The sequence below is a fragment of the Chryseobacterium sp. BIGb0232 genome (assembly GCF_024810195.1).
Classification (GTDB): Bacteria; Bacteroidota; Bacteroidia; order Flavobacteriales; family Weeksellaceae; genus Chryseobacterium; species Chryseobacterium pennae.
The window spans coordinates 193,015-205,425 of sequence record NZ_JANUEH010000007.1; the positions used below are offsets into that span (position 1 = coordinate 193,015).

9 protein-coding genes, 7 tRNA genes and 1 other RNA gene are annotated in these 12,411 nt (G+C 35.9%); 15 read left to right on the forward strand and 2 right to left on the reverse strand.

Annotated features, from left to right (window positions below; all coding sequences use genetic code 11):
* Window positions 1-79: 79 nt before the first annotated feature.
* The 3 genes from M2372_RS16605 (at window position 80) to M2372_RS16615 (ending at window position 3,015) form a co-directional block, all read left to right on the forward strand.
* Window positions 80-1,495: an aldehyde dehydrogenase family protein gene (locus tag M2372_RS16605; protein ID WP_123320876.1), complete on the forward strand. Its 1,416-nt coding sequence runs from the start codon at window positions 80-82 to the stop codon at window positions 1,493-1,495.
* Window positions 1,496-1,567: 72 nt separating this feature from the next.
* Window positions 1,568-2,359, forward strand: a complete 792-nt coding sequence (locus M2372_RS16610) for an AraC family transcriptional regulator (protein ID WP_123320875.1) — start codon at window positions 1,568-1,570, stop codon at window positions 2,357-2,359.
* Window positions 2,360-2,454: 95 nt separating this feature from the next.
* The gene (locus tag M2372_RS16615; RefSeq protein WP_123320874.1) at window positions 2,455-3,015 is read left to right on the forward strand and encodes an NADPH-dependent FMN reductase; all 561 of its coding nucleotides are present in this window, start codon (window positions 2,455-2,457) and stop codon (window positions 3,013-3,015) included.
* A gap of 54 nt (window positions 3,016-3,069) precedes the next feature.
* On the opposite strand, the gene ssrA is transcribed toward M2372_RS16615, so the two are convergent.
* Together ssrA and M2372_RS16625 are read right to left on the reverse strand one after the other, a co-directional pair.
* Window positions 3,070-3,468: a transfer-messenger RNA gene (gene ssrA / locus M2372_RS16620) on the reverse strand.
* 131 nt (window positions 3,469-3,599) lie between these two features.
* On the reverse strand, window positions 3,600-7,016 hold the full coding sequence (locus M2372_RS16625; RefSeq protein ID WP_123320873.1) for a choice-of-anchor L domain-containing protein: 3,417 nt from the start codon (window positions 7,014-7,016) through the stop codon (window positions 3,600-3,602).
* Window positions 7,017-7,288: 272 nt separating this feature from the next.
* Between M2372_RS16625 and rpsU the strand changes: the two genes are divergently transcribed.
* The 12 genes from rpsU (at window position 7,289) to M2372_RS16685 (ending at window position 12,315) form a co-directional block, all read left to right on the forward strand.
* A complete protein-coding gene (gene rpsU, locus M2372_RS16630) occupies window positions 7,289-7,486 on the forward strand; it encodes a 30S ribosomal protein S21 (protein ID WP_045501128.1) in 198 nt (65 codons plus the stop codon).
* 79 nt (window positions 7,487-7,565) lie between these two features.
* The gene (locus M2372_RS16635; protein ID WP_123320994.1) at window positions 7,566-8,453 is read left to right on the forward strand and encodes a tyrosine-type recombinase/integrase; all 888 of its coding nucleotides are present in this window, start codon (window positions 7,566-7,568) and stop codon (window positions 8,451-8,453) included.
* Window positions 8,450-8,740, forward strand: coding sequence for an HPF/RaiA family ribosome-associated protein (locus tag M2372_RS16640; RefSeq protein ID WP_115970438.1), 291 nt, complete (start codon window positions 8,450-8,452; stop codon window positions 8,738-8,740). The genes M2372_RS16635 and M2372_RS16640 overlap by 4 nt, the downstream gene beginning before the upstream one ends.
* 107 nt (window positions 8,741-8,847) lie before the next feature.
* Window positions 8,848-8,921: transfer RNA gene (locus M2372_RS16645), tRNA-Thr, on the forward strand.
* A gap of 19 nt (window positions 8,922-8,940) precedes the next feature.
* Window positions 8,941-9,021, forward strand: a tRNA-Tyr gene (locus M2372_RS16650).
* An 87-nt stretch (window positions 9,022-9,108) separates the two neighbouring features.
* A tRNA-Gly gene (locus tag M2372_RS16655) sits at window positions 9,109-9,181 on the forward strand.
* A gap of 89 nt (window positions 9,182-9,270) precedes the next feature.
* Window positions 9,271-9,344 (forward strand) — tRNA-Thr (locus M2372_RS16660).
* Window positions 9,345-9,364: 20 nt separating this feature from the next.
* A tRNA-Tyr gene (locus tag M2372_RS16665) sits at window positions 9,365-9,445 on the forward strand.
* Window positions 9,446-9,534: 89 nt separating this feature from the next.
* A tRNA-Gly gene (locus tag M2372_RS16670) sits at window positions 9,535-9,607 on the forward strand.
* A gap of 41 nt (window positions 9,608-9,648) precedes the next feature.
* A tRNA-Thr gene (locus M2372_RS16675) sits at window positions 9,649-9,720 on the forward strand.
* Between the two features lie 549 nt (window positions 9,721-10,269).
* Window positions 10,270-10,950: a response regulator transcription factor gene (locus tag M2372_RS16680; RefSeq protein ID WP_115970237.1), complete on the forward strand. Its 681-nt coding sequence runs from the start codon at window positions 10,270-10,272 to the stop codon at window positions 10,948-10,950.
* Window positions 10,951-12,315, forward strand: coding sequence for an ATP-binding protein (locus M2372_RS16685; RefSeq protein WP_123320872.1), 1,365 nt, complete (start codon window positions 10,951-10,953; stop codon window positions 12,313-12,315).
* The last annotated feature ends 96 nt before the right edge of the window (window positions 12,316-12,411 follow it).

The window sequence follows — 12,411 nt, forward strand, 5'->3', positions numbered from 1 at the left end:
AAGTTGAATTGAGCTTCTTGGCAAAGCTATGAGTGATCTATTGTCAGAAATTTGTCATGTAAAATTAAAATAAATACATATGAAAAATATTGACCAAGCCTATATTAATGGCGAATTTATTACACTGAGTAGTACTGAAACTTTTGACCTCATTAATCCTTCCAATCATCAGAAAATTGGAGAGGTGGTATTGGGAAATGAAATAGATACCCAAAAAGCGATTATTGCTGCAAAAGAAGCTTTTAAAACATTTTCAAAGTCAACTGTAGAAGAACGTATTGTTATTCTTCAAAATGTAAGGAAAGCTGTTGAAAGTAGAGAAAAAGATCTCATTGAGACGATGATTCTGGAATATGGTGGAACGAGACAATTTTGTACCATGAGTTTTCAAAATATGCTGAGTGGCTTCGATAGTATGATAGAAGTTTTGCGTCATTTTGAATTTACCCGAAAAGCAGGAAACACCAGGGTAGAAATGACACCTGTAGGAGTAGTGGGAATTATTACCCCTTGGAATTCCAGTAATAGTTTTATCTGTAGCAAATTTGCAACAGCTGTTGCTGCTGGTTGTACAGTGGTAGTAAAACCTAGTGAAATGAGTGCAATGCAAACGCAGGTTATTATGGAGTGCTTCCATAATGCGGGACTTCCAAAAGGAATTTTTAATGTAGTGAATGGATTAGGGAATGTTGTTGGAAGTGAAATAGTAAATAGTTCTTATATTTCTAAAATATCATTTACCGGTTCTACACAGACAGGGAAAATGATTGCGAAAGAGGCTGTAGGCTCTATGAAAAGGGTAACATTGGAACTCGGAGGGAAGTCACCAAATATTATCCTTGATGATGCTGATTTGAAACAGGTAATTCCTCAGGCAGTGTTTGGTGCCTATATGAATAGTGGTCAGGCTTGTGTTGCTCCAACACGTTTACTGGTTCCTTATTCAAAGCTTGCGGAAGTAAACGCTATTGCAAAAAAAGTGATTCAACAGGTAAGAGTAGGAAATCCGGAGGATGAAAACACGAATGTAGGACCAATGGTTTCAGAAAAACAATATGAACGGGTACAAAGTTATATTAAGATTGGAGTAGAAGAGGGTGCCGAGTTATTGTCAGGAGGTATAGGGAAGCCTGAAGGTCTGGAAAATGGTAACTTTGTCAAGGCTACTATTTTTACCAATGTAAAGAATGAAATGAGAATAGCGCAGGACGAAATTTTTGGTCCGGTACTTTCAATCATCCCATATGAGAATGAAGAAGATGCTATTGCGATTGCAAATGACACTACATATGGATTAGCTGCTTATGTTTCATCATCAGATGAACAACGTGCATTAAACGTAGCTTCACAGATAGATGCGGGAAGAGTTTGTATAAATGGTTTTAAACATGATCCCTTAGCACCTTTTGGAGGTTTTAAACAGTCGGGTATAGGAAGGGAATTTGGGGTTTATGGCTTAGAAGAATACCTTGAGCCGAAATCTATTTTAGTGTAAAATAATTAAAAGCAGTATCTTTAACAGTCACATCAGAATTTTTTTGGTTTGACTGTATTTCAAAGTATTATCATGTCTGAAAATCTGGATTATATCAATTACTCATGTTACTTTACGGTTTTCCGTGAAGGAGAACAGTTTGTTTCTTATAATGCATTGTCTATGGTGATTTCAGGAGAAATGGAACTTAATGACGGAGTACATAGAAAAGTGTTCCGAAGTGGAGATGTGTATCTTGTTCAGAAAAATCAGCTTTTAAAATTCCTGAAAAAGCCATGTGAAGAGGAAGGATTTAAATCACTGTCTATAAGATTTGATGATACTTTACTAAAGCAAATGAGTACTGAGGAAGATTTTGTACTGCGGGAAAAAAAGAAAACACCGGCATTTATCAATTTATCAGAAGTTTCATATTTAAAATATTTTATGGAATCTTTGTTGCAATATCAGGATCTTTTAGAAAATAAATCTCCAGAACTAGCTTTGGTAAAACAAAAAGAGGCGTTATTGCTTTTATTTGGACACGATGTAACCCTTAAAAATATTTTATATGATAGTTATGATCCATATAAAATCAACCTTGAAGAGTTTATGTTGAAGAATTATCATTTTAATGTAAAGCTAGACCGTTTTGCTTATCTCACTGGAAGAAGTTTGGCAACATTTAAAAGAGACTTTGAAAAAATCTTTGGAATTGCTCCCGGAAAATGGCTGCTTCAAAAGAGGTTACAAGAAGCCCGGTATTTGTTGGAGAAAGGCAAAAAAGCGTCTGATATTTATCTTGATCTGGGATTTGAAGATCTGTCTCATTTTTCTTTTACCTTTAAAAAGCAGTTTGGTCTATCCCCCAGTATGATATCTTAATATTCTATTGCTGTTATCTGGTAATCCGGATTTTCCTGATATTGTCGCATTATTTTTGCTGTTATCAATAGTATAATCACTTAAATACTATTATTATGAACAAAGTAATCGGACTTATAGCCGGCAGTTTACGGAAAGAATCTTTCTCTAAAAAAATAGCAAAGGCCTTAATTTCTATGGCTCCTCATGGTTTTGAGTTTAAAATTATTTCAATAGACAATTTGCCAATATACAACCAGGATTTTGATGATTATAATAATGCTCCTGAATCTTATGTGAAATTCAGAGATGAAATAAAAAACCTTGGCGGAGTTGTTTTTATTACCCCAGAGCACAACAGATCTGTTCCCGCAGTATTGAAAAACGCTATAGATGTTGGTTCAAGGCCTGCAGGTAAGAATGTATGGGATGGAAAGCCGGGAGCGGTATTCAGTAGTTCGCCGGGAAATTTATCAGGCTTTGGAGCTAATCATCATTTGAGGCAAAGTCTTGTTTTTTTGAATGTCCCTGCGATGCAGCAACCTGAAGTTTATTTGCCTCATATTGATAAAGTATGGGATGAAAACGGGGATTTAAAAGATGAAGAAGTGAGAAATTTTCTCCAGAAAGCTGTAGGTGCTTATATTGAATGGTTTAAAAAGAATAGCACTTCATAATATATGTTGTATTATAGAAAAAAACCACTGAATAAATCAGTGGTTTTTATATTTCTGTGGAGTTGGAGGGATTCGAACCCTCGTCCAAACAAGCAACACATAAGATTTCTACATGCTTATTCTACCATTGGTTTTCGACTGAAGGCAGAGGATAGACACCCAACTTCCAGCTTATCTTCTAAGGTTTTCGAATTTCAGCCGAAGCTTCTGAAATCTTATTTCTACATTACTATATCTCAGGATCAAACGCCGTAGAACGGAGCATTTGTGAGACATCTTGCTTCCTTACTATCTTCAGGAAAGCGCTTGAATCTTACTTTATTCGGATTAAGCTGCAAGAGCGAACTCTTCGTTGCCAGTTAAAATTTTGTAGCAAGGGATTTAAGAGATCGCGCTACGGTTCTCTGCATGCTTACTTACCCATTGATCTTGCTGTCGAAACCAGTCAACCCCATGAATAAAGTGAATGCAAAGGTAATACTTTTTGTTTACATACCATTAATACTCTGGATTACTTTTTAAAATAATAATGAAGACAGTGATGATCAATAGAAATGCCGGCACAATGGCCGGCATATAAAATTTTAGTTTCTGTTTTTTAAGAGTATCCATCCTGATGATGTGACAGGTTTTTTAGTAATTCGGTCTTCCCATGATAATGTATACCAGTAAGTGCCGGTAGGAAGTGGACGATCTAAAAATGTCCCATCCCAGACAGGTTTTTTAGTGCCTATTTTGAAAACATTTTTTCCATACCTATCAAATATATTACCCTGAAAATTTCCATATTTACTGATGATACTGAAATCGATGACATCATTGATACCATCATAATTGGGCGTGATAATATTGGCCATGAAAAAAGTATAATATTCAATATGGGATGCGCATGATGCTCCTTTATTCTTTACAACAATATAATATTGGGAATTTCTGAGAATATTTTGAAAAACAGGAGAAGACTGCCAGGTGACACCATTATCAATAGAGTATTCTAAAGGTGTATTCCCATTATTCTTTGCATGTATTGTTAATGTATTGTCTTTGTAGGTTATTTCCTGTATTTCCGGTACGGCAATATAAGAAACGGTTGCTGTGAAGATTTTAGAACAAATTTCGTTACTGATCTTTACAGAATAACTTCCTGCAGTATTGGTGAGAATTGTCTGGGTCGTGGCTCCATTGTTCCATAGGTAAGTGTATTGGGCCCCGGGGCCTGCATCTAAAAGGGCTTTATCACCTTGGCATATTTCAATATTATGTAGTGTAGATATAATTTCAGGGACAACTTTAATGGTTATGGTTGTTGTAGAGCTACAGCCGTTTGGATTGGTTCCTGTAACTGAATATGTTGTGGTGATAGTGGGTGCTACGGTTTGAGTATTTCCTGTTCCCGATAATCCGGACCATGTATAGGTTGTAGCCCCTGAAGCAGTAATGATTACAGAATCTCCTTGACATATTGTGAGAGATGAAGCTGAAATAGAAATTATAGGAAGAGTTGTGTTTTTTGTTACAGTTACTGAAGCTTGTTTTGTACATCCGTTGGCGGTGGGATTAGTAATAGTAAGTGTATAGACTCCACTGTTACTTACAATGGGAGTCAAAGTATTAGTACCTGATACAATATTTCCTCCATTTGCTGCAGTCCATAAAAATGTTGCTCCTGCTTGATAAACGGATGTAGTAGCATCTAATGTAATTTGCTTATTGATACAGTTGATCTTCTCGGGTATAGCAATGTTGACTGTGATCTTGGGATCCATTGTTACGGTTATTGATTTTTGATACTGACATCCTGCTCCAGTTGTTACAATAACAGTATAAGTTCCGGGAGTATTTACAGTGTTACTGGCGGTGTTTACCCCGTTTGACCAGGAAAAGCTGTTTCCATTTCCTGTTGCAGTAGCGGTTAATGTAGTAGAAGCTCCTCCACAGAAAGTTGTATTTCCTGTGATGTTTAGGTTAGGATTTGCTTCTTTGGTAATTGTGACAGAGGCGGGAAGGCTTGTACAGACCCCGTTGCTATTCGTTAGCGTATAAATGCCTGGAGTGGTCACAGTAATGCTTGACGTAGTTTCTCCGGTTGACCATGTATTGCCTGTTGGAAGATTGGAAGTCAGGATTATGCTATTGTTACCACAGATTACTTGAGAGGAAGCTGAGATTGTTGGAATAGGTATTATATCTTGCGTTACTGTTACTGATTTTTGATATTTACATCCATTGCTGGTTTCTACTGTGACAGTATAAGTTCCAGCTGTGGAAACGGTGATAGAGTTTCCGGTTGCTCCATTTGACCATGTATAGGTGTTTCCTGCTCCCGATGAAGATGCGGTGAGCTGTGTCGGAGCGTTGCATAATGAGAGTTTGCCGGTTATCTGTATGTTAGGATCTGCTTCGGCGGTGATGGTTACAGAAGCTGGTTGGCCTGTACATTCTCCTAAGCTGTTTGTTAAAGTGTAGACTCCGGATGTTGTGATGATAATTGACTGGGTGGTTTCTCCAGTAGACCAGGTGTTGCCGGAGGCATGATTGGAGGTTAGTGTTGCACTCTGTCCATAACATATAGTGGATGTGGAAGCTGTAATAGTGGTAATGATTTCATTGGCCTTGACTAGACTGAGTTCTGCGACCTTATTACATAATCCATTTTTTACCAATACATAGATTGTCTGATTTCCAGGACTTGAATAGGCTGTTGGGGTACCAATGGTATTTGTATTTCCGGAATTAGCATCAGATAGGTTTTGATAATAGTGAAATGTAACCCCTGGTGTTGTACTTATAGAAGATTGTGCTGAGGTTAAGTTATATATAGCATTTCCGGAAGTATAGCATGTTGTTAATTTAGTATTTTGTACTGTAGCAGATGTACCTGTTGTGACGGTGATACTGGCTGTCCCTGGACATGCATTTCCAGGTAGGATCACTTGTACACTATACACTCCTGGCTGTGTTACGGAATGGCTTGCCGAGGTGGCAGCTGGAATAGGAATGTTGTTGAATGACCATTGATAAGTAGGGTTTCCGGCCTGAACCGATGCAGTAAGAACTTGTGACTTGTTATCGCAAAGGTTGATGAAAGGGGGGAGTTGAACACCTGTAGGGTCTAATATTTTGACTCCGATATCGAAAGAACCTGCTTCCAGGAATACCCCGGAATCAAATAGAGAATCACCAAAATCTGCCAGAACTATTTTGAAATGATAGGTCTGGCCGGGAATGACCGTAGCTTTTGCTGTTAATGGTATTGTGCGGCCTTTAAAATTGGTTACAGTTTGTGAAGGATTCAATCCACCAAAGTATTGAACATTCTTTGGCCCGCAGGACAACTGGGAAGGAATGATGTTGGTTACACTTACAGGTTCTCCATTAGGAAGGACAGCAAGGTTAGTATAAGCAGGGTCTCCCACTTTTTTTAATAGTAAGGCAAAACCATCGGTAAAACTACATGTAAAATTACTCTGATATTCCGTAGAAGCAAATAAATATTTAAATGATACCTCAGTGGATAAAGGAATAAAATCAAATTCTATAAAAGTGGCATTGAATAAATCTGAATTGGAAATTCCTAATGCTGTTGCCAAATCTGTATCTCCGCCGGAAGGGAGATTATCGCCTAAATCTGCCTGGAAATTATTTCCTGCTCTTCTGGCAAATCCGGTTGAAAGCATTATACCTTTTTCAAATGGGAAATTTGTAGTAGCCTTATTAAAGTATCCCCAGCTTCTGTTCTGGTTGGTGGTAGCCAAATTCGGAGATACTATCACATTGCTAACATTAGCTCCAGTACATGTAGATCCTCCTGTAATAAGTACATCTTTTACCAATTGTGTTATGTCATAATTGGACTCAGGATATGGAGCAGAGTTAATATCTATAAAAGCGCCAGCTTTCATACTGGCCGGACCTGGTTTCTGTGGAGGTATCTTAGTTCTTTGCTGAGAAAATACGAAACTGCTGAAGAAAATTAAGGAAATAAAAAGGTGTCGAGTCATTTGTGTGTTTTTTGCAAAATAAAATTTACTATTCTTATTTCCTATTTAAAACGCTGTTAGTTAATGTTTTAGGTTGTTTTTTTAAGTTTGAGATATTTTTAATAGAATTTTATTCTAAATTAATAACTTGTTTCGGTGGATTCTTTAACTTATTAGTTTTATAAAGGATGGAGGATTAGGGAATTCCATGAGTGGTTGAAAATAAAAATGCTTTTAATTTTGTGTTTTAAGAAAAAATGTTTAGTTTTGCAATCCAAAATGAGATGTAAAATATGTTAATAATTCCAGTTAAAGATGGTGAATCCATCGACAGAGCTTTAAAAAAATACAAAAGAAAATTTGATAAAACAGGTACAGTTCGTCAATTAAGATCTAGACAAGCGTTTATCAAGCCTTCTGTAACTTTGAGACAATCTAAGTTGAAAGCTGCTTACAAGCAAAGAGCACTTAGCAAGGAAGAGCAGGCTTAAGAATTTTTTCTTAAACACATATTAATTCACTTCTTAAATTCTTATATTTGAGAAGTGAATTTTTATTTTATATCCCATGATGCTGGAAAAGTTTTTAGAATATCTACAATTCGAAAAAAGGTACTCTCCCCACACGATTACAAGCTACAAAAAAGACCTTGGCGACTTTTCCCATTTCTATCTCCGAACAGAATCTTCTGAAGATATTTCGAAAGCTGATAAAAAAATTATCAGAAACTTTATTGTTGATTTAAGTGAAAACAATATTTCAAAAAGAAGTATCAATAGGAAATTATCTTCTCTTAGAAGTTTTTATCTATTTCTATTAAAAATAGGTGAAATAAAAATTTCTCCCACGGAAGGAGTCTCTTCTCTTAAGTTTTATGCTGAAAAACAGATCCCTATGTCTGAAGAAGAAATGAAAGATCTTAATGAACGTGTCTTTGGGCAAATGCATGATATATTGGAGAAATCTATTATGGAGGTTCTTTATCAGACAGGAATGCGTAAAGCGGAACTTTGTGGCCTGGTATTTGAACATGTTGACTTAAATGGAAATGAATTAAAAATCATCGGAAAAGGGAACAAAGAAAGGGTAGTTCCTATTTCCGGAGAGTTGTCTGAGCTTCTTAAAAATTATTTGAAAATAAGAAATCCGCAGACAGAATATCAAACCTATTTTTTTGTCAATAAGAAAGGGAAAAAACTCAACGAAAAATTTGTTTATGTGGTAGTTAATAAGTACCTTAGTCTTATAACAACGAAAGAAAAAAAAAGTCCTCATATCCTTCGGCATAGCTTTGCTACTCACGTATTGGATAATGGGGCGGAGATCTCCAAAGTAAAAAAAATATTAGGGCATTCCAGTCTTGCAAGTACTCAAGTGTATACGAATGCTAATATTGAACAATTGAAAAAAGTGTTTAATCAAGCTCACCCTCGAGCATCAAAAAAAGAAGAATTATGAAGATCACAGTACAATCAATTGGTTTAACTCCACATGAACCACTAGAATCACACATCGAAAAAAAAGTAAGCAAGCTAGAAACATTCTATGATAAAATTCATGAGTGTAAAATATTTCTAAAAGTAGAAAATAATGCTGATAAAGCTAACAAAACAGCTGAGATTATTTTAGCGGTTCCGGGAGATGATATTGTAGTAAAAAAGACAAGTGCAAGTTTTGAGGAAAGTTTGGACCTTTGCGTTGATACTGCTAAAAAGCTATTAATCAAGAAAAAAGAAATGGCATAGAAAAAAAAATAAAAAAAGTTTATAAAATATTTGAGAATTCAAAAAATCCGTTCTATCTTTGCAATCGCAAAAAAGGAACAGCGATCTTTTGAATTCTTTTTTATTTTGCCTCCATAGCTCAGTTGGCCAGAGCACGTGATTTGTAATCTCGGGGTCGTGGGTTCGAATCCCTCTGGAGGCTCATAAAATATAAAATATCTGGGGAGATTCCAGAGTGGCTAAATGGGACTGACTGTAACTCAGTTGCTTCGGCTTCGTAGGTTCGAATCCTGCTCTCCCCACTTTATATTTTTGAAAAAAAACTTGCAAGATTAAAAAATAATTCTTAGTTTTGCACAGCGTTTACCAATGGTTTTGGAAACAAAATTGCGGAAGTAGCTCAGTTGGTAGAGCGTCAGCCTTCCAAGCTGAATGTCGCGGGTTCGACCCCCGTCTTCCGCTCACAAAAATCAATATTTAAAGTTGATTTTTTTAACACTGAAATGCGTAGAGTAGATTTTCTCAATCGCTTTCAGTCTAAAAGTTAAATTGCCTCCATAGCTCAGTTGGCCAGAGCACGTGATTTGTAATCTCGGGGTCGTGGGTTCGAATCCCTCTGGAGGCTCAATTTAATATAAAATATCTGGGGAGATTCCAGAGTGGCTAAATGGGACTGACTGTAACTCAGTTGCTTCGGCTTCGTAGGTTCGAATCCTGCTCTCCCCACTATATTTTATATTAGAAAAAAGTTTGCAGAATTAAAAATTAATTCTTAGTTTTGCAAAGCGTTTACCAATAATTTTGGAAACAAAATTGCGGAAGTAGCTCAGTTGGTAGAGCGTCAGCCTTCCAAGCTGAATGTCGCGGGTTCGACCCCCGTCTTCCGCTCAATAAAAATCATGCTACTTAGTGTGATTTTTTTAGTTGATGCCGACTTAGCTCAGCGGTAGAGTGCTTCCTTGGTAAGGAAGAGGTCACGGGTTCAAGTCCCGTAGTTGGCTCTCGATTTTCCCGAATTTTTTCGGGAATTTTTTTTTGCTCAAAATTCAGATTAAGAAAAATACTGATGGTGATAGAGTAAAATAGTTATACGCTTGTTTAAAAATAGACAAAAGATCGGATCGGTATAAAACTTCAGGTGATACAAAAAGCTTAGGTAATTTAGAGAGAAAAAACATTTATATTTTAGTTCTTTTAAATTGCATTCTGATTTTTCTGAATCAGGCATAAACTTGAGGATTAATACAAATCTATATTTTTCATTGAAGAAGCAGATTATTTTTCTTCGTAAAGAAAGATGATTCAAATGTTTTATTTTAGAGAGCTAAGAAGTGCTATTTTATAACTGTAGAGGTTTTGTGGCGATGAATTTGCTTGGCAAGAATCAATAAAATTGATTCCATTCCTTTTTTCCTTAAGAATATGAGATAAGACGCTAATAAACTTTGCATCAAATTAAATTCCACACAAACAATATTATCCGGCAACTTTTAAGACTGATTCATAACCATCATAAAAATTTTCGTTAAATTCGTGTAAAATAATTTTTGATGAATATTCTTTTATTAGAAGACGATCTCATTCTTTCTGCGGAGCTTTGTCGGTTTTTGGAATCCAATAATTTTACCTGCGATAAAATTTATGACGGAGAAACCTTTCTTCGCCAGATAAAAAATAATTCCTACGATCTGTATCTGCTTGATATTAATGTTCCCAAAATAAACGGGCTGGATGTCTGTCAGACGATCCGTTCTTTTGATAAAAGCACCCCCATCATTATCATTTCCGCTTATGGAGATATTTCGGATAAGAAGGATGCCTTTACCCGTCTTGCAGATGATTATCTGGTAAAGCCTTTCCAGTTTGAAGAGCTTCTTTTAAGAATTAATTCTTTATTGAGACGGAAAATGCCATCTGATACTTCCGATCAGGATATTATCAGAATAGACGACCTTATTATCAATAAAACAGAACAGAAAGTGTATCGTGGCGGAAATGAAATCACCCTTACTTTAAAAGAATTCCAATTGTTGGCGTATCTGGCAGAAGCGCAGGGAAGAACTGTTTCCAAGCAACAGATCACTGAGCACGTATGGGAGCATAATTTTAATACCAATACCAATACGGTAGAAGTGTACATCAATTTCCTAAGAAAAAAGATCGATAAAGACTTTAAAATAAAACTCATTCATACCCGCTCTGGTTTTGGATATTACTTAAGCCCACTATAAATGTCCTTAAAAAGAAAGATAGCTTTAACGATCAGTATTGCCTTTTCATTGCTTTTTGGAATGGTGATGGCTGTCATTTATTTATCTTTTAATGATTTCAGGCGAGATGAGTTTAAAGAAAGATTCAGACAAAGACTGGAATTTACCACGCATTTTATTTCAAAGTCCAAAGATTTTGAAGAAGAAGCACCTATTTTTTTCAATGAAAACTCAGATAATATTCTCCTTAATGAAAAGATCTTAATTTTCAATGAGCAAAAAGAATTGATCTACAGTACCATTAAAGACCGGAATGTTACCTGGGATACTACTATGCTTAAGGAACTGGATAAGAAGAAAATTATTTATACAGAAAAAACAGTTCCGGAGATTTATGCAGCACTGAGAAATATTAATGGGGAGGATTATTATATTCTTACCAGTGCCTTTGATACCAATGGAAAATCGAAGCTGAAGTATCTGAAATACCTCTTGATTGCTGCCTATGCAATGAGTACACTTCTTATTGGTTTTTTCAGCTATTATTTTGTAGAAAAATTCCTTCGTCCTTTGGAAGATCTGAATCAGGAAATTTCAGAAGTCACGGCCCATAAATTAACGACTCAGATTCCCGTGCAGGAATCTAATGATGAAGTGAACGTTCTTGCAAAATCGTTCAATACAATGATCGTAAGACTTAATGATGTATTTCAGTCGCAAAAAGATTTTACGGCAAGTGCTTCCCATGAGATTCGGACTCCTATCACAAGAATGGCTTTTCAATTGGAAAACCTGATTAAATTTGAAGAACATTCTCCGAAAACATTATCTTCTCTGCAGCAGATCCAGCGGGATGTTTATCAATTATCTGATCTGACGAATTCACTGTTGTTACTTACAAAGTTTGATAAAGAAAACATTCAGAGCATTTATGAAGATGTAAGAGTTGATGAAGTTATTTTTGAAGCATTTGATGCAGTTGAGAAAAGTTATCCTGATCTTAAGCTGGATTTTCTGATTACCGAAGATCCTTCTGAAAATGCTTTTCTTACCATCAGTGGGATTCAATCGTTATTGGTGATTGTTTTTATTAATTTATTCAAGAACGCTGCTGTATATTCTGATACTACTGAAGTAAAGGTTTTGATAACCGAGACCAGTGATCATCTGAGTGTTGATGTAACTTCTCATGGAGACACTATATCAGAAGAAGAACAATCCAAATTATTTGAAGCCTTTACAAGAGGAAATAACGCCCAGAATATTTCCGGTTCCGGCTTAGGGCTGAGAATTGTTAAACGAATTCTGGAATATCATGATGCGGAAATTATTTATTTATCTCCAACGGAATATATGAATACCTTCACAGTGATCTTTAAAAAATAAATTTTAAGGATAGGCTGTTATCCCAAAACAGTTGCAAATTTTTGTTAAACTTCAGATTAAAATTTCAAATAAAAATTCAATACCTGGAGAAAAATT